Raw genomic sequence first — 26,482 nt, 5'->3', positions numbered from 1 at the left:
TGGCTCACAATGAACATCCTCTCCTACGGACACAACATCCGTACAAGTTGGGTGTCCACTAAACGAGGGTAACCTCACACGCCCGCCAACGCCCGGACATACGGCTCCTCGCCGCACCGGCCTCCGCCGGCGACATCGGCGGACAGGCCGGTCACCCCGAGATCGGCGAGCACCGGGTCCCGGTCCTCGACCCGACGCAGTGCGCACTCGACGCCGCGCGCCTCGACGGCTTCCTGCACGGCCTGGTCCCGCTGGAACACGCACTGCACCTCGGACTCGCGGGCCCGGAGTCCATCCGCACGGCCCTCGGCCGGCGCCTGCTCACGCGCGGCATCGCACGCGCGACGCGTGGCCGCCCTCGCGGGCCCGTGGAGCGAGTCCCCGCAGGAGCGAGGTTGCGTGTCCAGCTTCGTGAGCTGGGACTTCGCCCTGTGCAGCAGGCTGAGATGTACGACGAATGCGGGGTGTCGCTCGGGCGCGCCGACTTCCTGTTTCCGCACTCCGGGTTGATCGTCGAGTACGAGGGCGCGGCGAAGACCGCGGGGGCGGCGGGTGCGCGACGGGCGTCCCATGAGCTGGAACGCGCCCGACTCCTGACGAACGCGGGACTGACGCTGCGCCACGTGGACGCCGCGGCCTTCCGGCGGGGACAGACCTTCACCGAGATCGTGGATCTGCACCGGCGGTTGGCCGGGCGCGGGTTGGCGCTGGACCCGTCCCGGTGGTCGCTGCCGCCCAGCAGGGAGGAGTGGACGGCGGGGCTGCGGTACCGCTACGGGCGGGACCGGCACTTCACGCGGGTGCGCCCGGGTGACGACGGCCGCTTCTACGCCGACGTCCCGAAGCTCCCCTACGACCGCAGGCGGGACTACATGGATTCCTTCCCCGAGGAGTCCCCGGGTTATCAGCCGACGGTCGACGGGTCCGTGCCGGACCTCGGTCGCGGCCGCCGCCACGGATCGCGGGACCCCTGGTTCCCCGGCCCCTGACTCGGCAGACCCGACCTTCCGGACAGGTTGGCCCGGGCCTACACCAGCAGAGCCCAGTTGCCGGAACTTCCGGCCCGGCCCTGATCGGGTGACCGCGCCACACGCGCACCCCAGGCGCGCCCCGATCCCGCGGGCACGCCACACGCGCACCACCGGCACCAGGGTCGGTGTCCGACGGCATCCCCGTGGGCATTTTGGGTGGGTTTGTCCGCCGGCCTGAAATCTGACCTGCGGAAACGCGGAGGCGACCCGACAAACCTACGCAAAATGCCCACGGACCCGTCCCTCAGGAGCAGGACGGAGCACACGGGTCGGTCGGGGAGGCAGGACAGGGCCCGCGGCCCGATCGGGAGGACAGAAAGGCCCGGACCAGAGGAAACTGGCCCGGGCCCACCGGACAGAGAGGACAGGGAGCACCCGTCCGTCCCAGGTCAGACCAGGATCAGAGCGAGATGCGCCCCTCCAGGGCGGCCGCGCCGATGTCGTGGCGGTAGAACGAGCCCTTCAGCTCGATGCCCTCGAGCAGGGCGTAGGCACGCTCGCGGGCCTCGGCGAGGTCCGCGCCCTTGCCCACGACCGACAGCACCCGACCGCCGGCGGAGACGAACTCCGGCGCCGCAGAACCGACCCCAGAACCAGAACCAGCAGCAGCCGTCCCGGCGTGCAGCACGTACGCGTCCTCGGTGTCCTCGGGAAGCCCGCTGATCGCATCCCCCTTGCGCGGGCCGGCCGGGTACCCCTCGGCCGCGAGCACGACCGTGACCGCCGCGCCGTCCTCCCACTCCAGGGCCGGGTGCTCGGCGAGCGTCCCGCGCGCCACGGCATCCAGCAGCCCCGCCAGCGGGGTCTTGAGCAGCGAGAGCACCGCCTGGGTCTCCGGGTCACCGAAGCGGGCGTTGAACTCCACCACGGCCGGGCCCTCCGGACCCCACACCAGACCCGCGTAGAGCAGGCCGGAGTACGGCTCGCCGCGGCGCACCATCTCGGCGGCGACGGGTCGGCAGACCTCGTCGACGATGCGCTCCACACCGTCGGACGGCAGCCACGGCAGCGGGCAGTACGCGCCCATGCCGCCGGTGTTGGGTCCCTTGTCGTCGTCGTAGGCGCGCTTGTGGTCCTGCGCGGGCAGCAGCGGCACCACGGTCTCGCCGTCGACCAGGCAGAACAGGGAGACCTCGGGGCCGGTCAGGAAGGACTCGAAGAGCACGGGGTTGCCGGCGGCGAGCACCTCCTCGGCGTGCGCGCGGGCGACCGCACGATCGGGGGTGACCACCACACCCTTGCCGCCGGCGAGCCCGTCGTCCTTGACCACCCAGGTCGGCCCGAACTCGTCGAGCGCGGAATCGACCTCCGCCTCCGCGCCCGGGGCCAGCTGCCGGGCCCGCGCGGTGCGCACGCCCGCGGCCGCCATGACGTCCTTGGCGAAGGCCTTCGACCCCTCGAGCCGCGCCGCCTTCGCCGAGGGCCCGAAGACCGCGAAGCCCTCGGCACGCAGCTCATCGGCCACACCCGCCACGAGCGGCGCCTCCGGGCCGATGACCACCAGGTCCGCGGCGACCGAACGTGCCAGGGTGACGAGACCGCCTGCGTCGGTCACCGGGACGTCGTGAATCGTGGCGAGCCCGGCCATGCCGGCGTTGCCGGGGGCGACGTGGAGTTCGGGGCGGACGGGGTCCGCGGAAAGGCCCTTGAGCAGTGCGTGTTCGCGCGCGCCGGCGCCGATGACGAGGATTTTCATGACACTGAGTGTACGGCCCCGTAGGCTGAGGGCCATGAGTAGCGTGTTCACGAAGATCATCGAGGGCGACCTGCCGGGCCGCTTCGTCTACCGGGACGACCGCGCGGTCGCGTTCCTGAGCATTGAGCCGGTCGCCTACGGGCACGTGCTGGTGGTGCCGGTCGAGCAGGTCGACAAATGGACGGACATCGCCCCTGAGCTGTGGGCCCACCTCAACGACGTCGCCCAGACCGTCGGCCGCGCCGTCATCGAGGCGTTCGGCTCGGCGCGCGCGGGCTACCTGATCGCCGGTTTCGAGGTGCCCCACGCCCACATCCACGTCTTCCCGGCCGACGACATGTCCGGCTACGACCTCTCGGCCGCCATCCCCGCGGATAAGACGGACCCGGCCAAGATGGACGAGGCCGCCGAGAAGCTGCGCGCCGCCCTCGACACCGACTCTGAGGGTCGCCCGCGCTGAATCCCCTGCTGAGGCTGGTGCCCACCCGCGGGAGCGTGCCCGACCTGCCCGGGCCGGCCGTCTCGCGGGCCACCGGCGTGCGCCCGCTTCTGGTGCTGCACGGTTCGGTCGGCTCGCCGGGGAACTTCGGCCCGTTGCTTTCCTCGCTTGCCGACGTCGCGCAGCGCACCGTCTGCGCGCCCCCGTACGGCGGGCGCGGCACTGCGCCGCTGGGCGCGGCGCAGAACGAACTTCTTCCGGTGGCGCGGCGGTTGGCCGCGGGATCGCCCGACGGGTCCATCGACGTGGTGGGCCACTCGCTGGGCGGGCTGCACGGGCTGCTGCTGGCGGGCGCCGGGGTGCCGGTGCGCCGGCTGGTGGGGCTGGGGGCGTGTTTCAGGGGGCTGCCCGCGCACCTGGCCGACCCGTGGCTGCGCCGGGTGCCGGCCCGCGGGATCGTGCGGTTCTTCTCGGCGGGAGCGGCCGAGGTCATGACGGACCGGCCGGGCGAGGTGCCCGGGCTTAAGGGGCCGCTGGGCGCGGTCTTTGACGGGGGTTTGAGCGTCGTCTCGGTCGTCTCGGACGCCGATCGCGTGGTTCCCGAGGCCTCCTCGGACCTGCGGGGGTTGGCCGGGGTGCCGGAGGGGCCTTGCGCGGCTCCCGGCGCGGAGCCTGGCCCGGCAGCCGCCGCGGGCTCGGCGCTCGCCTTCCGCCTCGTGCGCGTGCACGGGGTGCGCCACGAGAACCTCCCGCAGCTGGTCGACGAGGTCCTCGCCGCGCTGCAGTGACTTACTGCGCTGCCGCCCCGGGCCCGCAGCGCCACACAGGCGCGCCCCCGCCGCAGGCCAAGGCCCGGGCGAGCCCTACTCCGGCAGCCGCGCCAGCCGGATCGTGAACACGGAGCCCACGCCCTGCTCGGACTCCACCGAGATGGAGCCGCCGTGCTTCTCCACCAGCGACTTGGTGATCGCCAGACCCAGCCCCGAGCCGCCCGAGGCCCGCGAGCGCGAGGTGTCCGCACGGTAGAAGCGCTCGAAGATGTGCGCGGCGTCCTCGGCCGACATGCCGCGGCCGTCGTCGGCGACCTGCACCAGCAGGTGATCGGGCCCGTCCTCGCGCAGCCGCAGGGTGACCTCGGCGGCGTCGCCGCCGTGGCGCAGCCCGTTGGTCACCAGGTTGAGCAGGCACTGGTGCAGGCGGTCCTTGTCGCCCTCGACCATGGGCACCTCGTCGACACGGTTGTCCACGCCGATGCGCCGCTCGGGGAACGCCGCCCGCGCGGAGCCGGCGACCGACAGGCACAACTCGAGCATGTCGACGGGCTTCATCTCGAGCTTCTGACCCTCGGCGCGCGTGAGCGCGAGCAGGTCCTCGACGAGCAGGCTCATGCGCTTGGACTCCTCGTCGATCTTGCCGAGCACCATGTCCACGTCGCCGACCGCGCCGCTGCGGTAGAGCTCGGCGTAGCCGCGCACGCTGGTCAGCGGGGTGCGCAGCTCGTGGGAGGCGTCGCCGACGAAGCGGCGCATCTGCTCCTCCTTGGCCTGCGACTCGCGGATCGAGGCCTGCAGGCGCTCCAGCATCGTGTTCAGCGATCGGGCCAGCTGGCCGACCTCGGTGTCGGTGTTCCACTTCGGCAGGCGCCGGTCGTGGTCGCCGGCGGCGATGGCGTTGGCGGTCTCCTTGACCTCACTGAGCGGGCGCAGGGCGCGCGTGGTCATCACGTAGCCCAGCCCGCCCATCATGGCGAGCGCGACGAGGCTGATCAGGCCCTGGATGTTGTTCAGGTTGGCCATGATCGAGTCCTCGGAGGCCAGCGACTTCGCCACGACCGTCGTCACGCCCTGCTGACTGTCGGTGATGGTGCGCCAGCGCACCTGGTCGCCGGTGTCGGGGTCGCTGCCGACGGTCTGGATGCCCACGCCGAGGCGCACCTGCCCCAGGTCGGGCCCGCCGCCGGCCTCGTTGTAGGTGACCATCGAGCCGTCCTGGAAGATCTTGATCACCACGTACTCGCTGGGCGGGCGCGCCCCGGCGCCGCCGGCGTGGAAGATCTCGGCGTTGTTGGCCCAGCCGCCGAGCGAGTCGTGCAGCTCCTCGTCGACGCGCCCGTAGACGGCGTCGCGCATGATCTGCGAGACCGCGATCGACGAGCCGAACAGCCCCGCCCCCGAGATCAGGATGATCAGCGTCAGGATCAGGAAACGCAGCGAGACGCTCGTGCTCAGCGCGGCGATCGGCCCGCGCCACGTGCGCCGCCGCCCGTACCGCGCCCTCTTCCGTTGCTTGCCGACGCCCCGTCGGCCCCACCGGTTGCCCCTCCGTGCGGTGTCCGGTTCCCCGGCGCCTGGGGCGCCGGTGGCGTCGGTGGCGTCAGTGGTGCCAGCGCCGGCCGTGGCCGACCAGGCGGTCGCGCCCGCGGAGCCCTGCCCGCCGGCGGAACCCGGGGCGCCGGCCTGCGGGCCGTGCGCCGCGTCCGTGGAGCCGGTCTGCGGGCCGTCCGTGGAGCCGGGCCCGCCTGTCGGGGCGGCCGGGGCGGCCCAGGCGCCGGCTGTGCCGGCGCTTTCGGGCACGCCGGAACCCGCGTCGGCGCTGGACGCCGCAGATGCGGCGCTCGCGGCGTCTGCGCGGGCGTCGGAAATCTGGCGCTTGGCGCGGTCGTCACCGTGCATACGTGGGCTCGCTCCGTCCCTACTCTCGATTCACCCGCGTGGTGCGCGGGCGCTGGCCCCCCGTCCCGGCGGCGCCGGGCGGGGTGTGGGTCAGGAGCGCGGGCGGCGCAGCACGTAGCCGACGCCGCGCACGGTGTGGATCAACGGCTGATCGCCCGTGTCGACCTTGCGGCGCAGGTAGGAGATGTAGGACTCGACGACGTTGCCGTCGCCGCCGAAGTCGTAGTGCCAGACGTTGTCGAGGATCTTTGACTTGCTGAGCACGACCTCCGCGTTGAGCATCAGGTAGCGCAGCAGGTTGAACTCGGTCGGCGAGAGCTCGACGATCTCGCCGGCCTTGGTGACCTCGTGGGTGTCGTCGTTGAGGGTGAGGTCCGCGTAGGTGACGGTCGCGTCGTCGCGGCCGCCGTCCTGGGCCGCGCCGCGGCGGAGGATCACGCGCAGGCGGGTGATGACCTCCTCCAGGGAGAACGGCTTGGTGACGTAATCGTCAGCGCCGATGGTCAGGCCGTGGATGCGGCTCTCGACGGCGTCCTTGGCGGTCAGGAAGAGCACCGGGCCCTCCATGCCGGCCTCGCGGAGCTTCGGCAGGAGCTCGAAGCCGTCCATGTCCGGCATCATCACGTCAAGGATGAAGGCGTCCGGGTGGAAGTCCTTGGCGACCTCGAGGGCCTCGTTACCGTTGCCCGCGGAGCGGACGTCGAAGCCCTGGAACTTCAGGCCGACGGTCAGCAGCTCGACGATGTTGGGCTCGTCGTCGACGACGAGGACCTTGATCTGGTTGGTGTCATTGATGTTGTCCATGGATCCTGCTCAATCTCTCTGCTCGGTCCGGCGGGGCTGGTTGCCGACGTCTGGGCCCGGTTGCCGGTGTTTCGTGGCCGGTCGGTCTCGGGTTGTCTGCCCGGTGTCGGGAGGCCATCCGGTTCCGGTTGGCCATCCGGTGCCGGGTGGTCGGCCGACCGATCCGTGTGCCCGGTGGGCCCGTGCCGGCGGCGCGATACCTTCCGCCGATTCACTGACATCCATTAGACACGTGCGTCATCGGTCGTGCCTGAACGGTTCCTGAATGTTTTCTGTACGTAGCGAATGGCGTTCATGCAGGTCATGGCGATTTAAGGGGGTGTGGGATCGGCGTACAGGGAGGCGCAATTAGGGCGAATTTCACAGCCCCCGGAGCACGTTACCGGGAACATGGGCGGAGCTGGCGCGCAGGAGCTCAGAGCACGAGGATCCGGGGTGTGGGATCCGGGGTGTGGGGCTCGGGGCGTGCCGGCCGCGGATCTGGAGCGCCGGCCGGGTTTTTGTGTCGTCCCGGCCGGGTTTTTGTGTCATCCCGGCCGGGGTTCCGGCGTGCCGACCGACTTTTTGTGTTATCGCAGGACGGAGCCTTCACCGTGACCTGGGAAAACGTCGGTCGTTGAATTCCCCCATGACACATTTTCCCGGTATCACGTCCCCCGGCATCACGACTACCCGGTATCTCAGGCCCGGCGCCCCTCCCGTGCAAGGCCCCGGGGCCCCGAGCAAGGTCTCCGGGACCCCGCGCAAGGTCTCCGGGACCCCCTGCAAGGCCCCGGTACCCCCTGCAAGGCCCCGGGACCCCCTGCAAGGCCCCGGCACCCCCCCCTGCAAGGCCCCGGCACCCCGAACAGGGTCTCCGGCACCCCGACCTCACAAGCTCAGCGCCACTGAACCCGATCGAGGTCGACCTCCTCGGCGACGGCGCGGGCCTCCACGATGTCGCGCAGGTATTCGCGGTAGCGGGCCCCGCCCCGGGACACAGCCTCATCAGCGGGCGAGTCGCCGGAGCGCGCAGCCTCATCAGAACCCACCGCCGCATCGGAACCCACCGCCACATCAGAACCGGCGGGATCCGTGGCAGCGTCGCCGTACGCGGGCGCGAAGCGGTCGTCGCTGAGGTACATCCGGGCCAGGATCACCTGCTTCTCGGGGCTCGCCGGGTAGTAGCGGTCGATGGAGGCGCGGTGGCGCAGCACCAGGTCATCGGCCTCGGCGCTGCCCGGCTCGACGCCACGGTCGCAGGCGTCGACCAGCGCGTCCCGGAAGGAGTCCATCTCCGCCTTCGCGTCCTCCCCGTCCGAGCGGCTCATCTTCTGCTGACGGCGTTCAGACTCCGCCCACTCCGGGGTGTCGCCCCAGCGTTGCCGCGCCTCGTCCTGCCACTGCGGCCAGTCCTTGCCGAACAGCTCGACCTTCTCCTCGATCGTCATGCGCTCGTCGTCCTTCATGTCATTCTCCTCCTCCAGCAGCCGGTCGACCGCCGCGATCATCCTGGTCAGGTGCGCCGCACGCTCGAGGAGCACGCCGCGCTGCCTGCGTAGCTGAGCGACCCGGGAGTCCCGCGCCTGCTCGTCCAGCAGGTCGGCGATCTCCCCGAGGGACAACCCCGCGCTCCGGTAGGCCAGGATCGTCAGCGCACGCTCGATGTCCGTCTCGGTGTAGAGGCGGTAATCGGCACTGGTTCGCCACGCGGGCTGCAACAGCCCGATCTCGTCCCAGTGCCGCAGCGTGCGGGTGCTCACGCCGAGCAGTCCGGCGGTCTCACCGATCGTCCGGTCTCCACCGTCGCGCGGGGTCATGTCCGTTTCGCTCATGCCGATCAGTCTGCTGGTTAACGCCGCGTCAAGGTCAACCCGGGCAGACGAAAACCCCGGTCAGGAACCCTTTCGGGAACCTGACCGGGAAACCGGCCGGACTATCCGGCCCTGCGACCGGGCCGTCCGACCCTACGACGAAGATCAGCCGGCCCTGCGACCAGGAACAGCCGGGCCGGAGCCCTCTCGGAGGCACCGACCACGGCCCGGAAACCCAGAGCCCGGGAAACCCGGAGCCCTGGAACCCGGGAACCCCAGCTCCTAGAACTGCGCGGTCGACTTCGGGATGTTGCGCAGGTTGGAACGCGCCATGTTGATCATGGAGCCGACGCCGCCGCCCATGACGGTGCGGGTCGCGGCCTTGGAGAAGCCCATCAGCATCTCCCAGGTGATGCTCGGCGGGATGGACAGCGCGTTCGGGTCGGTGACGATGTCCACCAGGACCGGGCCTCGGTAGTCGAGCGCCTCCTGGATGCCCTCGCGCAGCTTCTTCGGGTCCTCGATGCGGATGGCCTTGATGCCGGCGGCCTCCGCGATCTTGGCGTAGTTGACGTGCTCGTGGTCGGTCTCGTACTCCGGCATGCCCTGGACCAGCATCTCCAGCTTGACCATGCCGAGCGAGGAGTTGTTGAAGGTGAAGATCTTCACCGGCAGGTCGTGCAGCTTGACGGTGAGCAGCTCGCCCATGAGCATGCCCAGGCCGCCGTCGCCGGACATGCTGATGACCTGGCGGTTGCGGTCCTGCGCCTGGGCGCCGATGGCCTGCGGCAGGGCGTTGGCCATGGTGCCGTGGCGGTAGGAGCCCATGTCGATGCGCTTGCCGTTCGGGGTCAGGTAGCGCGCGGCCCACACGTTGCACATGCCGGTGTCGACGGTGAAGATCGCGTCGTCGGCGGCGAGCTCGTCGAGGATGTCGGCGGCGTACTCCGGGTGGATCGGCACGTGCTTGTCCACGTTCTTGGAGTAGGCGTCGACGACGCTCTCGAGCAGCTTGGCGTGCTTATTGAGCTGGCGGTCGAGGAAGGAGCGGTCCTTCTTCTCCTCGATCGAGGGCAGGATGTTCTCGATCACGGCGCCGGCGTCACCGACGACGGGGTGGCGCACGGTGGTGCGGTGGCCGATCTTGGCGCCGTCGACGTCGATCTGCGCGACGTTCTTCGAGGGCAGGAAGTCGTTGTACGGGAAGTCGGTGCCGATGAGGATCAGCAGGTCGGCCTCCTGGCAGGCGTCGTAGCAGGCGCCGTAGCCGAGCAGGCCGGACATGCCGACGTCGAAGGGGTTGTCGTACTGGATGAAGTGCTTGCCGCCGAAAGCGTGGCCGATCGGGGCCTTGATCTTCTCGGCGAGCTCGAGGACCTGCTCGCGGGCGTTGGCGATGCCGGCGCCGACGAAGAGCGTGACCGACTTGGCCTTGTTGATCGCGGCGACCAGGTCCGCGGCCTCGGCCGGGTCCGGGTAGGCGATCGGGCGGGCGGTGGAGAACGTGGAGTCCAGGAAGCGGGAGTCCTCGACCTCCTGGGTGGCCACGTCACCGGGCACGACCAGCACGGACACGCCCTTGCCGGAGAGGGTGGACTGGATGGCGTGGTGGGTGATCACGGCACCCTGCTCGCCGGAGTTGACCATCTCGCAGTAGCCGGAGCACTCCTGGAAGATCTGCTCGGGGTGGGTCTCCTGGAAGAACTCCGAGCCGATCTGGCGCGACGGGATGTGGCTGGCGATGGCCAGGACCTTGGCGCCGTTGCGGTTGGCGTCGTAAAGGCCCTGGATGAGGTGGGTGTTGCCGGGGCCGCAGGAGGCGGCGCACACGGCGAGCTCACCGGTGACGACGGACTCGGCGCCGGCGGCGAAGGCGCCGGCCTCCTCGTTGCGCACGTGGATCCACTCGATGTCGGAGTCGCGCACGGCGTCGACGATCGGGTTGAGGGAGTCGCCGACGACGCCGTAGATACGGCGCACCCCCAGCTTCTCCAGGGTCTTGACCAGTGCTTCAGCGTACGTGAGTGCCACTGTGGTGAATGCTCCTCTTGACTATCGCTGTCTTCTTTTTAAGTTGCACAGGCTATCGCCTATGGAGACAGCCTACGTCCAAGGGACAACAAAGAGGACACCAATGATGTGTGAGATCTCACGTTCCGCCGGTTGAACGTGTGCTCCGGCTCAACCGGAGCCAGGTTCCGCTTGCCGACGTCGCGCCCCACCGCCGCTTGCCGACGTCCCGCACCGTGCCCGGCGCGCGGGCGCGCGCGCTGTGGCATGGCCTCGCCACTCGGTGACCTGGTCGTGCTCGTCGCCGCGCGGGCGCGCGCGCTGTGGCATGGCTAGTGCCCCCGGTCCCACCGCCACCGTGCCTGGCGCGCGGGCGCGCGCGGGCGCGCCCGACACACGACAAAGACCGCGGAACGGGAAGGTTCCGCGGACGAGCGGCCGGCGGGTGCGTCGGCCGGGAGCGGTGCCCCGCCCCCGGCTACGGAGCAGGAGGCCGGAGGGGTCCGCCCGCCCCCGGGCTACGGGACGGGCCGACCGGCTCTACTTCGCCAGGGCGCCCATCGGGTCCCAGGCGGGCAGCACCGTGGGCTCCTCGTCGCGGGCGGCGAGCAGCTCCTCGGGCAGGTAGCGCGGGGGCACGGCGATCTCGAAGACGTAGGGGGCGAACCAGTTGTCGGCCATGGTCCAGAAGCCCTTGTCGGCTTTCTCGTCGCCCCAGGAGTTCTCCACGCGCCAGCGACGCGGCGCGATCTCCTCGGCGGTGGCCGGCAGGTCGGCGGAGCTTGAGACGTTCTCGTCGGGCAGGTCGACGCCGGTGAAGACCATCGCGTGCTCCATGAGCGACTCGCCGGTGCGCAGGCGGTCGGCCTTGTCCATCTCCATCTGCCCGGCGTCCAGGCCGTAGAAGCCGGCGCGGTCGTAGAGGTCGCTGGCCCAGTAGCCCTTCTCCCGGTCGGTGAAGGCGGTGGTCTGGCAGCCGAACCACACCGGGTGGCCGTCGACCACGGAGGCGATCGCGGCGCGCTTGAGCACGTCGATCTCCGCGTTCAGGTAAGTCACCTTCGGCGCGCCGACGACGTTGCCCAGCCGGTCGACGGTGTAGGCGTGGTTGTACTCGTTGCGCGGGTCGTTGACCACGCAGACGTAGTCGCCCAGGTCCTCCGGCAGGTAGGTCCTGCCGAACTCCTGCGGGGTGAACTCGCCGTCGCGGTGGAAGCCGCCGTCCTTGTCGCGGTACTGCCACACGAAGGACTCCGGCGGCACGCCCAAGTGCACGGTGAGCACGCGGTGCACGGCGCGCAACGTCTCCTCGCGCGCGGCGACCACCGCGGCGTCGTCACGCGAGGCGCCGGACTCGGGCGCACCGGCGGCGGCACGCACGCGCAGCGCACCGCGGCGCAGCACGGTGTGCAGGTCGCGGTTGAGGCTGGCGGTGTGCTCGGAGGACCAGGTCTCCGGCATGGCGTACTTCGGCACGACGCCATACTTCTCGATGACCGCGACGAACATGTTCCACTGCCCGCCGTCCTCGACGGGCTGGGAGAGCAGGCGCTGGACGGTGCGGTCGTCGAGCTCGCGGTCGGCGAGCTGGTCCATGGCGACGAGGAAGTGGTTGGCCTTCTCGAGCTTGTCGTAGAAGTGCACGAAACCCTGGGAGAACTGGAAGTCCTTGATGTTCTCCTTGCTCATCACGGCCGCACGCAGGGAGTTCAGGCCGGCGAAGATCCAGCAGCGCCCGGAGCGCTTCTGGTCGGCGACGGCCCAGTCGTCGACCTTGTGCGAGACCGAGGTGTCCAGCGCGGTGACGGCGCCGCGGTTGAGGGTGAGCTTGTCGACGTCCGTGACCGTCGCCGCGTTGGTGGCCACGCGCACCGCCGGCTCCGAGCCGACGGACTCGTTCCAGGTACGTACCTGGTCGACGGCGACGGCGCCGTCCGCGGGGGTGTTCTGGCCGGTGGTGCTCACTTTTCTGGGTCCTTTCGGGGTTTCGGGAGCGTTCCTGGAGATTTTCAGTGTCTCCCTCCCGTTCTACACCGGGCCGGTGGTGGTCTGGCCCGGGTGCGGCCGGTCCGCTACCGGTCCGCGGCCGGTCGGGCGGGATTTTCCGGCCCGGACACGGCCCGGCGGGTGCGGTTTTACCGACCCAGGGTCGGTAAGCGATTTCGGCCGATCCACTGACCTGCGGCGATGCGGGGCCGATTTCGGGATTACCGGGCCGGGGTCGGTAAACGCGGACACCGTGGGGCACACACGGACACCATGGGGCACACGCGGTCACCATGGGGCACACGCGGTCACGGTGGGGTCGCGCGGCCGCGGCGGGGCCGGGAAGGGCACATAGACTGGCCCGCCGGGCCCGCGGACGGATGGAAACCCGGGAACCGGCGACCCCGAAGACCGACGAACCGATGGACGGCAGACCGGGAGACCGGAAGAACAGGAGCACCTCGTGGACCAAGATCCGCAGGCCGGACAGGCCAGCCAGGAAGACCAAGCCCGGCAGCCAGGCCAGGCAGACCACGCCCGACAGCCAGGCCAGGCCGGGCGCACCGACGCCGAACCGCTGACCCTCGTCTGGCTCCACGACGACCTCCGCCTCGCCGACAACCCCGCTCTGACCTGGGCCGCCGCCCGCGGCGCGGTCATCGTCGTCCACGTCGACGAACCCGAGTCCGCGACCGGCGTGCGCGAGCCCGGCGAGGCCGCGGTGTGGTGGCTGGACCAGAGCCTCGGCAAGCTGGAGCGGCGCCTCGCCGCCCACCGCGTGCCGCTCATCCGGGCCCGCGGCGACGCCGCCACGCTCCTCCCCCGGCTGGCCCGGGTCACTGGTGCCGGCGCCACGACCTGGCAGCACCGCCACCACACCCCGCTGGCCGAGCACGACGCCACAGTCGCCGACGCCCTGCGCACCGCGGGCCTCACGGTCACCGAGCACCCCGGCCACCTGCTGACCGAACCGGCCGACGTGACCACCAGGCAGGGCGGCGCCTACCGCGTCTTCACCCCGTTCTCCCACCGCGCCGGCGAACTGATCGACACCCCCGGCGCGCTCGGCGCGCCGCTGCCCGAGCCCGCGCTGCAGGGACCCGGAACGGACATTGCCGACGCCGCGCGGCGCGACGTCGGCAATCGAGGGGACGTGGCGCGGCCACGCGACGTCTCCCTGGAACGCCACAACGCGCCAGGTGAGCAGGCCGCGCGGGCGCGACTGGACGAGTTCCTGCGCAAGCTCGTCGAGGGGCCCGGCTACGAGGAGGGCCACGACTTCCCGGCCGTGGACGCGACGAGCGGGCTCTCGGCGCACCTGCGGTTCGGGGAGGTCAGCCCACGGGAGGTGTGGGTGACGGCCGCGGAGCTCGCCGACCGGGAGCCCAAGGCCGCCGGCGACGCGCACGCGTTTCTGCGGCAGCTGCTGTGGCGCGACTTCGCGTGGCACCGGCTGCACCACCACCCGGACATCGCGTGGGCGAACATGCGCTCCCGCTTCGACGACTTCGGCTGGGAGTACTTCCCCGCCGACGGGCCGGCCGAGCACCGCGAGGACCTGGAGAGATGGCAGACCGGGCGCACCGGGATCCCGCTGGTGGACGCCGGGATGCGCGAGCTGGCCGAGACGGGGCGGATGCACAACCGGGTGCGGATGGTCGTCGGCAGTCTGCTGACCAAGAACCTCGGGATCCACTGGCGCCACGGCGAGGAGTGGTTCTGGGAGCGGCTCGTCGACGCCGACCACGCGGCCAACCCGTTCAACTGGCAGTGGGTCGCCGGGTGCGGGGACGACGCCGCGCCGTACTTCCGGATCTTCAACCCCGTCACGCAGGCCGAACGCTTCGACCCGGACGGGGAATACGTGGCGCGGTGGGTGCCGGAGCTGGGCACCGACGCCTACCCGGAGCCGATGCTGGACCTGAAGGCCTCGCGACGCCGCGCGCTGGCGGCCTACGAGCGCATCAAGGACCGGTGACCGGCCAAAACAGAGCTGGAGACGGGACTTGAACCCGCAACCTACGGTTTACAAGACCGTTGCGCTACCAATTGCGCCACTCCAGCGGACCACCCGCCGCGATGAAGCGGACGGGCGACGCAGAAAGCCTACCTTGTGGACTTCTTCGCGCACCACGTCCCCCGGCGCTAGAGTACGGGGCGTCGCCTGCGGGCGGCACGTCGCCGCCGCGTTCGACCACGCGGCGCGCCCCGTTGGTAGACGTTGGTAGAAAGGCCCGCTCACCGCCGTGTCCAGTCTCTTCGCGCGCCTGCGCAGCTGGAGCAAGCGGCCCGTGTCCCTCGCGACCGTCGACGTCGCGCACACCGCGCCGCCCTCCCCGTTCGCCCCGATCGACCTGACCGACCGCGCGCAGGTCGCCGCCGTGATGGACATCGCCGCACGCATCGGCGACATCCTGCTCAGCTCCGGGACGTCCAACGCGGACACCAAGGTGCAGATGCGCGCGGTGACCTCGGCCTACGGCCTGTACTGGTGCCACAGCGACATCACGATGAACAACATCACGATCTTCGCGCAGATCGGCACCGTACAGAAGCAGCCCGTCACCGTCTTCCGCGTCGTGCACGCGCTGACCACCGACTTCTCCAAGCTCTCCGCCGTCGACCGGCTCATCCGCTCGATCCAGGACGGCACCACCCCGCCCGAGGCCGCCGAGAAGGCCCTCGACGAGCTCGAACCCAAGCGCGGCGTCTACGGCCCGCTGACCGCCGTCTTCGGCTGGGGACTGCTCGGCGGTGCGGTCGCGATCATGCTCGGCGGCTCCTGGCTCGTCGGCCTGATCGCCTTCATCACCTCGATGCTGATCATGGGCGTGGGCAAGCTGCTCAACTGGTACGGGCTGCCCTACTTCTTCCAGTGCGTCGCCGGCGGCGTCATCGCCACCATCCCGGCCGCCGTCGTCTGGGCGCTGGTGGAGAACCACGCCGCGGAGATGAGACCGAGCCAGATCGTGGCCTCGGGGATCATCGTCCTGCTGGCCGGCCTGACACTCGTCCAGTCGATCCAGGACGCCATCACCGGCGCACCCGTGACCGCCGGCGCGCACTTCTTCGAGACCCTGCTGTTCACCGGCGCGATCATCGCCGGCGTCGGCATCGGCCTGCAGCTGGCGGACCTGGTCGGCGTGGACCTGCCGCCGCTGGAGTCCGCGGCCACCCGCAACCCGCAGACCTTCCCCGTCCGCGTGATCGCCGCGGCGCTGACCGTCATGGGCTTCGCCATCGGCTCCTACGCCGAGTGGTCCGCCGTGGCGCTCTCGGGCCTGGTCGGCGCGTTCGGTGCCGCGATGTACCACGGCATGGTCATGTTCCTCGGCATCGGCGACGTGACCGCCTCCTCCCTGGCCGCCGTCGCCATCGGCCTGACCGGCGGCCTGCTGGCCCGCCGCTTCCGCGTGCCCCCGCTGATCTCCGCGATCGCCGGCATCACCCCGCTGCTGCCGGGCCTGGCGGTCTACCGCGGCATGTACGCGGCGATGTCGGACCAGATGCTGCTCGGCTTCACCAACATCGTGCGCGCCCTGGCCATCGCCTGCGGCCTGGCCGCCGGTCTGGTCCTCGGCGAGTGGATCGCCCGCCGCATCCGCCGCCCGCACGTCTTCCGCCCCTACCGCGCCCTGCGCCGCGCCGGCCGCGTCACCTTCGCCCAGGCCAAGCGCGCCGCCGCCCGCCGCGACGCCCGCATCGCCGCCGAAGCCCGCGCCGTGCGCCCCCGCCAGCGCTGGCGCCCGCCGCGGCCCACCCGCCGCCACCGCCCCGAGGGGCCCGGCCAGCCCTAGAAGAGATTGCCGACGCCCCGCCCCACCCCGTCGGCGCGTCCCGCACCGTCGGCGCGCCCGCGCCGACGTCCACGCGCCGACGCCGCGCGGGACCGCCGCGGGCGGGGTGCGCGGCGTCGTCAATTGAGCGCTCTAACCAGGGCCGTCGGCCCGGCGCGGGGCCGGTGGCGTAGAATGGTGGCCCTGTCGGCCGGGCCCGTCCCGGCCTCTCACATGCCCGCGCCAGTTCCAGGAGGATCCGTGCCGCCCAAGGTCACCGAGAACCGTCCCAGCCCCGAGTCGCTGCACAAGGTCGAGGAGGAGACCGCCGCCTCCGCCCGCGGCGTCGTCGCCAGCTACGCCGAGGACGTCGTCGACGGGGTGACCCTGATGTGCATGCTCGGCGTCGAGCCCGAGGGCCTGGACTACCACAAGTTCGCCGAGGCCCACGGCCTGCCCGACCCGGCCGAGGAGGACAAGGGCAAGAAGTCCACCAAGAAGTCGTCGAAGAAGTCGACCAAGAAGTCCACCAAGAAGTCGTCGAAGAAGTCCACGAAGAAGACGACCAAGAAGTCGACGAAGAAGATGACGAAGAAGATGACGAAGAAGTCCACCAAGAAGTCCTAGGCGGTCCGCCCAGCATGGACAGCGCCGCCAACGACGCCCACGCCGGCTCCGGGCAGGAGGCCGGCTCCTTCGTCGTCGTGGCCAACCGCCTGCCCGTCGACCTGGGGCGCGCCGCCGACGGCACCCTCGAGGTCAAGCCCTCCCCCGGCGGGCTGGTCGCCGCCCTGTCCCCGGTGCTCGAGCAGCACCGCGGCTGCTGGGTCGGCTGGCCCGGCGTGGTCGGCGAGGTGCCCGAGCCCTTCCGCACGGAGACCGGCGTGCTGCTGCACCCGGTGGCGCTGAGCGAGGACGACTACCACGACTTCTACGAGGGCTTCTCCAACGCCACGCTGTGGCCGCTCTACCATGACCTGATCGCCGCCCCGACCTACGACCGCTCCTGGTGGGCGGCCTACCGCGAGGTCAACCTGCGCTTCGCCGAGGCCGCCGCGGAGGTCACCGCCGAGGGCGCGACGGTGTGGGTGCAGGACTACCAGCTCCAGCTCGTGCCGGGTATCCTGCGCCAGCTGCGCCCCGACGTCACCGTCGGCTTCTTCCTGCACATCCCCTTCCCCTCGCCGGACCTCTTCCGCCAGCTGCCCTGGCGCGAGGAGATCGTGCGCGGGCTGCTCGGCGCCGACCTGATCGGCTTCCACCTGGCCGGCTGCGCGCGCAACTTCCTCGAGCTGACCCGCCAAGTCGCCGGGCGCGCGGGCTCCCACACCGGCCTGCCGGACACCCTCGAGGTCTCGGGCACCCCCTCGGTGCGCGAGGTCACCGCCCACGTCACCGCGCCGGACGGGCGCCGCGTCGGGGTGGGCGCCTTCCCCATCTCGATCGACCTGGACTCCATCGCGCACCCGGACCCGGCCGAGGTCGCGGCCCTGCGCGCCGACCTGGGGCATCCGGACCTGCTGATGCTGGGCGTGGACCGCCTCGACTACACCAAGGGCATCCTGCAGCGCCTGCGCGCCGTCGAGGAGCTCCTCGAGTCCGGCGCGATGCCGCAGACCCGCTTCACCGTGCTGCAGGTGGCCACGCCCTCGCGCGAGCGCATCGAGCACTACCGCCAGGCGCGCTCCGAGGTCGAGGAGGCCGTCGGCCGCATCAACGGCCGCTTCGGCGAGCCCGGGCGCCCCGTGGTGGAGTACCTGCACCGCTCGGTGCCCAAGGCCAGGCTCGCGGTCTTCTACGCCGCCGCGGACATCATGCTGGTCACCCCGTTCAAGGACGGGATGAACCTGGTGGCCAAAGAGTACGTCGCCGCGCACCCGGACGGCTCGGGCGCGCTGGTGCTCAGCGAGTTCGCCGGCGCGGCCGAGGAGCTCGCCGAGGCGAACGTGTGCAACCCCTTCGACCTGGACTCGATCAAGCGCGCCATCCACCAGGCCGCCGCGGACCTGGCGTACCGTCCCGGGGAGGCCCGCGCGCGGATGCTCGCCATGCACCGCCAGGTCAGCGAGCACGACGTCGACCTGTGGGCGCGGTCCTTCCTGCACTGTCTGGAGGAGAGGCGATGACCTTCCGCTTTCCGACGTCGCGCCCGGGTGCGCGGGGCGGTTCCCGCACGGTTACGGGTGGAGCCCGCGCCGCCGGCGCGCTGGGCGCCGCGCTCGCCGTGGGCCTGCTGACCGCCTGCGCGCAGGAACCCCTGATAGGCGAGACGACCTGGCAGGTCACCGCGATCTACACCGAGCCCGGTGCCACCGCCGCCGTGCCGGGGCCGGCCGCGGGCCTGGCCCAGCTGGCCTTCGGCACCTCGACGGTCAGCGGCTCCACGGGCTGCGTGCCGCTGCAGGCCGAGACCGCCTACACCGACGCCACCGGCGAGCGGCGCGACCCGGAGGACGCCGAGCGCATCACGTTCTCGCGCGTGACCGTCGACGACGCCCCCGAGGACTGCGTGGGCGGGGCGCGCCACGTCCACGACGAGCTGGTCGCCCTGCTCGACGGCCCCTTCGAGGTCTCCCACCCCGGCGACTCCGAGATGGTGCTCACCCAGGTCTCCGACGCGATCGACGCGCCGGCGATCCGGCTCGTCGCCGGCTGACGGCCCGCCTGAGACCGGGCTCCACTTCCGCGCGCGGCGCGGGGTGCGCCACAGGCGGGGCCGACCGCTGGGTCCGCGGGGTGCGCTGCCGATAGCATGAGCGCCATGAACCACGACCAGGCTTCCACGCCCACCTCGTCAAAGCCCGCCCCCACCGTCGCCGAGCTCGCGGCCGTCGACCGCCTGCTGGTGGTCTGCGACTTCGACGGCACGCTGGCCTGGCACAGCTCGGACCGCCTCAACGTCCCGGTCGACGAGGACGCCATCGAGGCGCTGCGTCGCCTGTCGCTGATGCCGGACACCGACGTGGTGATCCTCTCCGGGCGCATGATGGCCGAGCTGTCGAAGATCGTGCCGCTGGATCCCCCGGTGCGCAAGGTCGGCTCCCACGGCGCCGAGCCGGAGGGCTCGGAGAACCTGCTGAGCGACGAGCAGCAGGCCGCCCTCGACGCGATCACCGAGCAGCTCGAGGCGCTGTGCGAGGGCAACCCCTGCTTCGTGGAGTTCAAGCCCTTCCAGCGCGGCCTGCACTACCGCCCGGTCGCCGGCACCCCGATGGCCGAGCAGATGCGCCAGGCGGCGCTGGCCATCGACCCCCACGGCGCGCACATCACCGACGGCCGCATGATCGTCGAGTTCTCCGTCTCGGATGCGACGAAGGGCACCTGGATCGCCGCCGAGCGCGAGCGCCTCAACCCCGATGCGACCGTCTTCCTCGGCGACGACACCACCGACGAGCGCGGCTTCGCGGTACTCGGCGACAACGACCTGGGCGTCAAGGTCGGCGAGGGCGAGACGAAGGCGGGGGCCCGCGTGGCGGACATCCCCGGCGTGGCCGCGTGGCTCACCGAGCTTGCCGACGCCCGCGCGGCGCGCGGCTAGGCGGTTCCCTTCCGCGGGGCGGCGACCGTCGTCCCGGGGGCGAAGGTCGTCTCGAGTACGACGCGTTCGTGTTCGCGGGCGCGGTCGGCCAGGCGAGCGTCGACGGCGTCGGCGAGCAGGCGCGCGGCCACCCGCCCCTTCTCCACGTTGGGCTGAACCACGGTGGTCAGGCCCGTCTCCAGGGCGCGGGCGACACCGTCGAAGCCGGTGACCGAGAGCTCGCCGGGCACGTCGATGCCGTGGTCGCGGGCGTAGGCGAGCACGCCGAAGGCCATCGAGTCGGTGGTGCAGGCCACGGCGGTGATCTCGGGGTGGGCCTCGAGCAGCTCGCGGGCGGCGTCGTAGGCGTTGCGGGGGTCGTTGATGTGCCGGGTGACCACGGGCACGGTGGCCGGGTCGACGCCGGCGGCGGCCAGCTCGTCGAGCACGCCGCGGATGCGGTCGCGCTGGATGTGCAGGGCGGCCCGGTCCAGCTCGTCGAGCCCGACCGCGCCCGAGGTCGGCTCGGCGAGCAGGCGGATGGCCAGCACGCCGACGCGGCGGTGCCCGGCGGCGACCAGGGCGCGGGCGGCCGGGGCGATGGCCGCGCGGTCGTCGATGCCGACGAAGTCCGCGCCGGCCACGTCCCCGGGCTGGCCGCAGACGACCACGGGCAGGCCGCGGCCCTGGGCGGCGGAGAGGTAGGGGTCGCCCTCGGCGACGGAGTAGACGAGGAAGCCGTCGACCACGGCGGCGGCCACCGGGGAGGTCGGCGAGGTCGCGTCGGGGCCGACGGGGATGAGGGTCAGCGAGGTCTGCGTACCGGCGGTGGCCTCGGCCACACCGGCGAGGAAGTCCACGGAGGCGCGGTCCTCGAAGGCGTAGGTGAGGTCCTCGGTGAGCACCACCCCGATCGCGCCGGTGCGCCTCGTGCGCAGAGAGCGGGCGGCCGGGTCGGGGCCCTGGTAGCCGCGGGCGACGGCGGCGGCGAGGATGCGTTCGCGCAGCTCGGCGGAGAGTTCCTCGGGGTGGTTGTAGGCGTTGGAGACCGTCGTGCGCGAGACCCCGAGGTCGGCGGCCAGGGAGGCCAGGGTGGGGTGACGCTGCGATCGGCGGGGCATGGCACCAGAGCCTACGCGCACCCGAGATATGCGTCGGGACGCTTTTTCAATACGTTTTCATGTTGACACCCGTTTTCATTAGTGGTTGCTTGGGGGTCATGCGAAAGACTTTCTCCCCGAAGCCGGCCACCCGCCGCGGTGGCCTGATCCGCACGGCCGCCGCCGTCGGCGCGGCCGTGACCCTGACCGCCGGGCTGGCGGCGTGCTCCTCGGACTCCGCCGGGGGCCCGAACGCCGGCGGTGACACCGACAACCCGGACGCCGAGATCAAGATCGTCGCCTCGACCTCCGTGTGGGGCGACGTGGCACGTGCGGTCACCGACGACGAGCGCGTGGCCGTCACCCCGGTGATCACCGGCGACGACGTCGACCCGCACCACTTCGAGCCGACCGCCGCCGACATGGCGCGCGCCGGGGAGGCCGACATCGTCGTCGTCGGCGGTGGCGGCTACGACGCCTGGCTCTACGAGCCGCTCGCCGAGAAGGGCGAGGGCGCGCCGCTGATCGTCCACGCCCTGGACCTGGCCGGTCACCACCACCACGACCACGGCGAGGGCGAGGCCGAGGGCCACGACCACGAGCACGAGCACAACCACGGCCACGCGGACGCCGAGGGCGACGCCTCCGACCGCGACGCCGAGGGCCACGTCGACGCCGAGGCCAACGAGCACGTCTGGTACGACCCGGAGTCCGTCGCCGAGGTCGCCGAGGACGTCGCCGAGGCGATCCACGAGATCGACCCGGACGTCGAGACGCACGCCGAGAAGGTCGAGGAGCGCCTCGACGGCCTACACGAGAAGCTGCACGGCATGCCGGCCGTCCGCGTCGCACAGACCGAGCCGATCGCCGACCACCTGCTCGCCCACTCGGACGTCAAGGAGGTGACCCCGGAGGGCTTCCGCCGCACCACGCTCAACGAGGGTGAGCCATCGGCCGCCGACGCCGCCGCCTTCCTCGACGCCGTCGAGAACGATCAGATCGACCTGCTGGTCTACAACCCGCAGACCGCCACGGACCTGACCGACCGCCTGCGCGACACCGCGGAGAAGAAGGGGATCACGATCGTCGAGATCCCGGAGACCCCGCCGAGCGACAAGAACTTCCTCGACTTCTTCACCGAGACCGTCGACAATCTCACACAGGCCGCGGACAGTTCCGAAGCTGCTAAATTGGCAGCCAGGTAATAGACTCGTCAGGTGCTCTCTTTTCTCGACGGTCAGGTACTTCTGACTCTTTTCATAGTCATCGCCGCGGGCGCGGCCTTCGGCGCGATCCCCTTCGGTCCCCTGCGTTTCGGCGCGGCCGGCTCCCTGTTCATCGGCCTGGCGGTCGGCGCCTTCGTCGACCTGCCGGAGGAGTCCCTGACCATCTTCCAGGACCTCGGGCTGGGCATGTTCGTCTACATGGTCGGCCTCGAGGCCGGTGAGACGTTCTTCAAGAACTTCCGCGAACAGCTCCTGCCCATGGGCGCGGCGATCCTCTCGGTCACCGCCGCCGCGGCCGCGTCCATCTTCGGCGCCCAGCTTCTGGGCATCACCCGCGAGGTCGCACTCGGTGTCTTCTCGGGTTCGCTGACCTCGACCCCGTCGCTGGCCCTGGCCACCGACCAGACCGGCTCCGAGGCGCCGGCCGTGGGTTACTCGTTGGGCTACCCCACCGGCGTGGCCCTGGCCATCCTCGTCGTCGCCTTCACCATCAACCGGGAGTGGAAGGCCCGCAACGACCAGATCGACCCGGACGAGAAGAAGATCCGCATGGCGCGGATCAAGGTCACCCAGAACGTCGCCGAGGCCGACATCGAGGCCCTCGAGGAGGAGTGGGGCGACCAGTTCCAGGCCGCGACCATCATCCGCGACGGTCACCGCAGCGTGCTCACCGAGTTCACGGACGTGCGGCAGGGCGACACCATCGCCGTGCTGGGCACCAAGGCGGCCCTGCCGGCAGTCATCCGGACCCTCGGCAAGCGCGTCGGCCAGCTGTCGATGCGCCGCGACAACCACCTGACCATCCAGAGCTTCCGCGTGTCCAACCAGGAAATCGCCGGCAAGTCCGTCGGCGACCTGCCCTTCCTGGCCTCCCGCAACGCGCAGGTCATCCGCCTGCGCCGCGGCGACGAGGTCATGCTCGCCCACGACGAGATCTACCTCGAGTACGGCGACATCGCCGAGGTCGTCATGCCGACCACGCGCACCGAGCAGGTCCGCCAGTACTTCGGCGACTCCGTGCAGGCCTTCTCCGAGCTCGACTGGATCGCCGCCGCCGGCGGCCTGGCCCTCGGCTTCCTGCTGGCCCTGCTGGAGATCCCGCTGCCCGGCGGCTCCTCCTTCGCCCTGGGTGCGGCGGCCGGCCCGCTGATCATCGGCATCATCCTCGGCGCCGTGCAGCGCACCGGGCGCACCGCCTGGCAGCTGCCGCGCACCGCGAACTACACCCTGCGCCAGCTGGGCCTGATGATGTTCCTCGCGGCAGTGGGCACCGCCTCCGGCCCCGCCTTCGTCAACACCGCCTTCACCCTCCAGGGCCTGGTCACCATCGGCCTGGCCGCCCTGACCGCGCTCGTCGGCTGCGGCGTCTACCTCGCCGTCAGCTGGGCCGCGGGCCAGTCGGCCACGCGCGCCAACGGCGGCCTGGCCGGCGTGCTCGGCCAGCCGGCCGTCCTCCAGTACGCCCTGGAGAACGAGAGCGACTCGCGCATCATGTCCGGCTACACCGCGACCTTCGCCCTGGCGCTGATATACAAGATCCTCGTCATCCCCGTCATGGTCATCGTCTGACCCGGACTCACCCCGACCGGAAAGCCGTATGCTCGCAACCCTCACCGACGCCGCCGTCGACCCGCTCTGGTCCGGCCTGGACCTGGAGATCGACCACGGTCAGTTCCTCACTGTCCTGGGCCCCAACGGGGTGGGCAAGTCGACGCTGCTCGGGGTGTTCACCGGCATCCGCCGGCTCACCGGCGGCACCGCGCGCGTGAACGCCCGCGTCGGGCTGATCCCGCAGCAGCGCATGTTCCCCGCGGGCCTGCCGCTGCGCGCCGGCGACCTGGTCTCCCTCTCCCTGGCCCACGGCGTCTTCCGCCGCCGCCGGGCCGGCCGTGCCCAGGTGGCCGAGCTGCTGCGCCGCGTCGGCGGCGAGGGCCTGGCCGGGCACCGGGTGGGCACGCTCTCCGGCGGCCAGCAGCAGCTGGTGCGCCAGGCGCAGGCGCTCGCGGACGATCCGGAGCTCCTGCTCGCCGACGAGCCGCTGCTCTCCCTCGACCCCGCCGCCGCCCAGCGCACCGTGGCGATGCTGCGCGCGCACTGCGACGCCGGCGGCGCGGTCGTCTGCGTCACCCACGACATCAACCCCGTCCTCGAGGCCACCGACCGGGTGCTCTACCTGACCCCCGGCGGGCACGTCTCCGGCACCGTCGCCGAGGTGATGGACCCGAAGGTCCTCTCCCGCCTCTACGACACCCGCGTCGACGTCGTCGAGGTCGACGGCCGCCTGGTGGTGGTCTAGGTGGGCCTCAGCCAGTTCCTCGCCGACACCGGCTACCTCCTCCAGGTCGACTTCGTGCGCCAGGCGCTTCTCGCCTCCGCGCTGCTGGGCCTGGTCTCCGGGGCGATCACCCCGCTGATCGTGCTGCGCAAGATGTCGTTCTCCGTGCACGCGACCAGCGAGCTGGCACTGATGGGCGCCTCGGCCGCGCTGCTGGCCGGCGTCGGCGTCGGCTTCGGCGCGGTCGCCGGCGCGGTGGCGGCCGCCGTCGTCCTCGCGCTGCTGGGCATGCGCGGCCAGCAGGACAGCGCCATCGGCGTGGTCATGAGCTTCGGCCTGGGCCTGTCGGTGCTGTTCATCCACCTCTACCCCGGCAACTCGCGCACCGCCTTCGCCCTTCTGACCGGCCAGATCGTCGGCGTGTCCGGGGCGAGCGTACGCGCGCTGGCCGCGGTGACCGTCGTGGTGTTCGTGCTGCTCGTGGTCTTCTGGCGCCCCATCCTCTTCGCCTCCGCCGACCCGGCGATGGCCCAGGCCGCGGGCCTCCCGGTGCGCCTGATCGCCGTCGGCTTCGCCGTGCTCGTCGGCCTGACCGCCGCGCAGTCGGTCCAGATCGTCGGCGCCCTGCTCGTCATGGCGCTGTTGATCACCCCGGGCGCGGCCGCCGTGCAGGTCACCGCCTCGCCGGTGCGCGCGGTGGTGCTCGCCGTCGTCTTCGCGGAGGTCTCCGCCGTCGGCGGCCTGGTCCTCTCCCTGGCCCCGGGCCTGCCCGTGAGCGTCTTCGTGACCTCGATCAGCTTCGCGATCTACCTCGTCTGCCGGCTCATCGGCTGGTGGCGCTCGCGCGGCGTACAGCGCGACGAGGCCGCCGTGGCCCGGCGCAGCACGGGCCCGATTGACCACGTCGCGCCCGGCGCCGTCGGCACCGACCCCGCCGTCCCGGGTGGCTCGGCCACCCCTGCCCACCACACCGGGGACTAGCGGCACCGTGCGCGCGCTGCTGAGGGCGGTGCTCGTGGCGTCCGCCGGCTGGCTCGCCGTCGCCGACCCGGCCGCGCTCGGGGAAGCGGCGGCGCGACTGGCCCCGGTCCTCGGCTTCGTCGCCGCCATCTCGGTGGTGGTCAACCTCTCTTCCCGCACCGGGGCCTTCGACACGGTGGTCGCCGCGCTCGGCAGGCTGCCCGGGATGTCCGGACGACTGGGCGCCTGGGCGCTGGTGACGGGGCTGGCAGCCGTCTCGACTGCCTTCTTCTCCCTGGACACCACCGTCATCCTGCTCACCCCCGTGGCCGTCGGGCTGGCCCGGGCGCGCGGCCTCGAGGTCCTCGCCCTGGCCCTGCCGGTGATCTGGACGGCCAACATCGCCTCGATGTGGCTGCCGGTGAGCAACCTGACCAACCTGCTCGCCGACGCCGCCGGACGCTTCGATACGGCCGGCGGCTTCACCGCGGCCGCCTGGCCGGTCTCCGGTGTCACCTTCTTCGTCGCACTCGCCGCCTCGGCCGTGGCGCTCGTCGTCTACCGGCGCTCCCCGGTGCCTGCGCCGGCCGCAACGGAACCGGGAGGGGTGGGGCGCGACGTCGGCAATTCAGGGACGCACCCGCTGCACGCGCTGAGCCTCGTGGTGCTCGCCTGCACGCTGCCTCTTTTGGCCACGCCGGTGCCCTACTGGCTGACGGCCGCGGGCGCCGCCGTCGTGCTCGCGGCGTGCTTCGCCGTCACAGAGCCCGGCGCGCTGCGGATGAACCTGGTGCCGTGGGGCGCGCTGCTCGTCGCGGCCGCGCTGTCGGTGGCCGCCGCGGCGGTGCACGCCTCGGGGATCAGCGCCGGCCTGGTCGCCGCCCCGGGCGGGCTCGGGGTGCCGGGCACGGCCGCCGCCGGCGCGGTGGCGGCGAACCTGGTCAACAACATCCCGGCCTACCTGGCCCTCGAGCCGGCCGCCGCGGCGGGGCCGGAGACGCTCGCGCTGCTCGTCGGGGTCAACGTCGGCCCGCTGGTCACCCCGTGGGCCTCGCTGGCCACGCTCTTGTGGTTCGACCAGCTGGCCCGCCGCGGCGAGCCCGTGCCCTGGCGGGCGTTCGTCCTGCCCGGCCTCGTGCTCGCGCCAGTGGCCGTGACGCTGTGCGCCCTGGCCGTGTGAGCCCGGCGTAGACTGCC

22 protein-coding genes and 1 tRNA gene are annotated in these 26,482 nt (G+C 71.8%); 14 read left to right on the top strand and 9 right to left on the bottom strand.

Annotated elements, in window-relative coordinates:
• Positions 1–74 precede the first annotated feature (74 nt).
• Entirely contained in the window at positions 75–260 is a 186-nt protein-coding gene (locus QP119_RS06400) for a hypothetical protein (protein WP_284774585.1), read from the bottom strand.
• Positions 261–431: 171 nt separating this feature from the next.
• Between QP119_RS06400 and QP119_RS06395 the strand changes: the two genes are divergently transcribed.
• Complete coding sequence (locus QP119_RS06395; RefSeq protein ID WP_284774584.1) at positions 432–989, top strand: hypothetical protein; 558 nt, start codon at positions 432–434, stop codon at positions 987–989.
• Positions 990–1,431: 442 nt separating this feature from the next.
• Here the strand turns inward: QP119_RS06395 and purD are convergent, their stop codons facing one another.
• Positions 1,432–2,727, bottom strand: coding sequence for a phosphoribosylamine--glycine ligase (gene purD, locus QP119_RS06390; protein WP_284774582.1), 1,296 nt, complete (start codon positions 2,725–2,727; stop codon positions 1,432–1,434).
• A gap of 34 nt (positions 2,728–2,761) precedes the next feature.
• On the opposite strand from purD, the gene QP119_RS06385 reads away from it, so the two are divergent.
• Positions 2,762–3,187, top strand: a complete 426-nt coding sequence (locus tag QP119_RS06385; RefSeq protein WP_075664518.1) for an HIT family protein — start codon at positions 2,762–2,764, stop codon at positions 3,185–3,187.
• A gap of 17 nt (positions 3,188–3,204) precedes the next feature.
• Positions 3,205–3,954 (top strand): hypothetical protein, encoded by a 750-nt coding sequence (locus tag QP119_RS06380; protein WP_284774580.1) that lies wholly within the window; start codon positions 3,205–3,207, stop codon positions 3,952–3,954.
• 75 nt (positions 3,955–4,029) lie between these two features.
• Here QP119_RS06380 and QP119_RS06375 read toward each other — a convergent pair whose 3' ends face one another.
• The 5 genes from QP119_RS06375 to QP119_RS06355 all read right to left on the bottom strand — a co-directional run bounded on the left by QP119_RS06375 (position 4,030) and on the right by QP119_RS06355 (position 12,410).
• The gene (locus tag QP119_RS06375) at positions 4,030–5,838 is read right to left on the bottom strand and encodes a sensor histidine kinase (protein WP_284774578.1); all 1,809 of its coding nucleotides are present in this window, start codon (positions 5,836–5,838) and stop codon (positions 4,030–4,032) included.
• Between the two features lie 90 nt (positions 5,839–5,928).
• A complete protein-coding gene (locus tag QP119_RS06370; RefSeq protein WP_284774576.1) occupies positions 5,929–6,642 on the bottom strand; it encodes a response regulator transcription factor in 714 nt (237 codons plus the stop codon).
• A gap of 878 nt (positions 6,643–7,520) precedes the next feature.
• Entirely contained in the window at positions 7,521–8,456 is a 936-nt protein-coding gene (locus QP119_RS06365; protein ID WP_284774574.1) for a MerR family transcriptional regulator, read from the bottom strand.
• Between the two features lie 261 nt (positions 8,457–8,717).
• Positions 8,718–10,466: a pyruvate dehydrogenase gene (locus tag QP119_RS06360; protein ID WP_284774573.1), complete on the bottom strand. Its 1,749-nt coding sequence runs from the start codon at positions 10,464–10,466 to the stop codon at positions 8,718–8,720.
• 519 nt (positions 10,467–10,985) lie between these two features.
• Positions 10,986–12,410, bottom strand: coding sequence for a C1 family peptidase (locus QP119_RS06355; protein WP_284774571.1), 1,425 nt, complete (start codon positions 12,408–12,410; stop codon positions 10,986–10,988).
• Positions 12,411–12,894: 484 nt separating this feature from the next.
• Between QP119_RS06355 and QP119_RS06350 the strand changes: the two genes are divergently transcribed.
• Positions 12,895–14,409 (top strand): cryptochrome/photolyase family protein, encoded by a 1,515-nt coding sequence (locus QP119_RS06350; RefSeq protein ID WP_284774569.1) that lies wholly within the window; start codon positions 12,895–12,897, stop codon positions 14,407–14,409.
• A gap of 13 nt (positions 14,410–14,422) precedes the next feature.
• Here the strand turns inward: QP119_RS06350 and QP119_RS06345 are convergent.
• Positions 14,423–14,495, bottom strand: a tRNA-Thr gene (locus QP119_RS06345).
• 182 nt (positions 14,496–14,677) lie between these two features.
• Here QP119_RS06345 and thrE point away from each other — a divergent pair.
• The 5 genes from thrE to otsB all read left to right on the top strand — a co-directional run bounded on the left by thrE (position 14,678) and on the right by otsB (position 19,745).
• Positions 14,678–16,228 (top strand): threonine/serine exporter ThrE, encoded by a 1,551-nt coding sequence (gene thrE / locus QP119_RS06340; protein ID WP_423777766.1) that lies wholly within the window; start codon positions 14,678–14,680, stop codon positions 16,226–16,228.
• A 240-nt stretch (positions 16,229–16,468) separates the two neighbouring features.
• On the top strand, positions 16,469–16,834 hold the full coding sequence (locus QP119_RS06335) for a hypothetical protein (protein ID WP_284774565.1): 366 nt from the start codon (positions 16,469–16,471) through the stop codon (positions 16,832–16,834).
• A gap of 14 nt (positions 16,835–16,848) precedes the next feature.
• Positions 16,849–18,333 (top strand): alpha,alpha-trehalose-phosphate synthase (UDP-forming), encoded by a 1,485-nt coding sequence (locus QP119_RS06330; RefSeq protein WP_284774563.1) that lies wholly within the window; start codon positions 16,849–16,851, stop codon positions 18,331–18,333.
• Positions 18,330–18,863, top strand: a complete 534-nt coding sequence (locus QP119_RS06325) for a hypothetical protein (protein ID WP_284774562.1) — start codon at positions 18,330–18,332, stop codon at positions 18,861–18,863. The genes QP119_RS06330 and QP119_RS06325 overlap by 4 nt, the downstream gene beginning before the upstream one ends.
• Positions 18,864–18,968: 105 nt before the next feature.
• On the top strand, positions 18,969–19,745 hold the full coding sequence (gene otsB, locus QP119_RS06320) for a trehalose-phosphatase (protein ID WP_284774560.1): 777 nt from the start codon (positions 18,969–18,971) through the stop codon (positions 19,743–19,745).
• Here the strand turns inward: otsB and QP119_RS06315 are convergent.
• Positions 19,742–20,845, bottom strand: a complete 1,104-nt coding sequence (locus QP119_RS06315) for a LacI family DNA-binding transcriptional regulator (protein WP_284774558.1) — start codon at positions 20,843–20,845, stop codon at positions 19,742–19,744. The two genes, otsB and QP119_RS06315, sit on opposite strands and share 4 nt — an antisense overlap.
• Positions 20,846–20,943: 98 nt before the next feature.
• On the opposite strand from QP119_RS06315, the gene QP119_RS06310 reads away from it, so the two are divergent.
• The 5 genes from QP119_RS06310 to QP119_RS06290 are packed head-to-tail and all read left to right on the top strand — an operon-like array spanning position 20,944 to position 26,465.
• On the top strand, positions 20,944–22,029 hold the full coding sequence (locus QP119_RS06310) for a metal ABC transporter solute-binding protein, Zn/Mn family (RefSeq protein WP_284774555.1): 1,086 nt from the start codon (positions 20,944–20,946) through the stop codon (positions 22,027–22,029).
• Between the two features lie 12 nt (positions 22,030–22,041).
• Positions 22,042–23,619, top strand: coding sequence for an antiporter (locus QP119_RS06305; RefSeq protein WP_284774553.1), 1,578 nt, complete (start codon positions 22,042–22,044; stop codon positions 23,617–23,619).
• Positions 23,620–23,647: 28 nt separating this feature from the next.
• Positions 23,648–24,346 carry a metal ABC transporter ATP-binding protein gene (locus QP119_RS06300; protein WP_284774551.1) on the top strand — a complete coding sequence of 233 codons (699 nt, stop codon included), beginning with the start codon at positions 23,648–23,650 and terminating at the stop codon, positions 24,344–24,346.
• Positions 24,347–25,306 (top strand): metal ABC transporter permease, encoded by a 960-nt coding sequence (locus tag QP119_RS06295; protein ID WP_284774549.1) that lies wholly within the window; start codon positions 24,347–24,349, stop codon positions 25,304–25,306. It begins immediately after the preceding gene.
• A gap of 7 nt (positions 25,307–25,313) precedes the next feature.
• On the top strand, positions 25,314–26,465 hold the full coding sequence (locus tag QP119_RS06290; RefSeq protein ID WP_284774547.1) for an SLC13 family permease: 1,152 nt from the start codon (positions 25,314–25,316) through the stop codon (positions 26,463–26,465).
• Positions 26,466–26,482 lie beyond the last annotated feature (17 nt).

It is taken from the genome of Corynebacterium frankenforstense (genome assembly GCF_030211955.1).
In the GTDB taxonomy this organism is placed as follows: Bacteria; Actinomycetota; Actinomycetes; order Mycobacteriales; family Mycobacteriaceae; genus Corynebacterium; species Corynebacterium frankenforstense_A.
This window is presented reverse-complemented; position numbering and strand designations above follow the sequence as displayed.

Coding starts and splice junctions, on each gene's coding strand:
- purD (WP_284774582.1), bottom strand. CDS start 2,727: ATGAAAATCCTCGTCATCGGCGCCGGCGCGCGCGAACACGCACTGCTC.
- QP119_RS06385 (WP_075664518.1), top strand. CDS start 2,762: ATGAGTAGCGTGTTCACGAAGATCATCGAGGGCGACCTGCCGGGCCGC.
- QP119_RS06375 (WP_284774578.1), bottom strand. CDS start 5,838: ATGCACGGTGACGACCGCGCCAAGCGCCAGATTTCCGACGCCCGCGCA.
- QP119_RS06370 (WP_284774576.1), bottom strand. CDS start 6,642: ATGGACAACATCAATGACACCAACCAGATCAAGGTCCTCGTCGTCGAC.
- QP119_RS06365 (WP_284774574.1), bottom strand. CDS start 8,456: ATGAGCGAAACGGACATGACCCCGCGCGACGGTGGAGACCGGACGATC.
- QP119_RS06330 (WP_284774563.1), top strand. CDS start 16,849: ATGGACAGCGCCGCCAACGACGCCCACGCCGGCTCCGGGCAGGAGGCC.
- QP119_RS06325 (WP_284774562.1), top strand. CDS start 18,330: ATGACCTTCCGCTTTCCGACGTCGCGCCCGGGTGCGCGGGGCGGTTCC.
- otsB (WP_284774560.1), top strand. CDS start 18,969: ATGAACCACGACCAGGCTTCCACGCCCACCTCGTCAAAGCCCGCCCCC.
- QP119_RS06315 (WP_284774558.1), bottom strand. CDS start 20,845: ATGCCCCGCCGATCGCAGCGTCACCCCACCCTGGCCTCCCTGGCCGCC.
- QP119_RS06310 (WP_284774555.1), top strand. CDS start 20,944: ATGCGAAAGACTTTCTCCCCGAAGCCGGCCACCCGCCGCGGTGGCCTG.
- QP119_RS06300 (WP_284774551.1), top strand. CDS start 23,648: ATGCTCGCAACCCTCACCGACGCCGCCGTCGACCCGCTCTGGTCCGGC.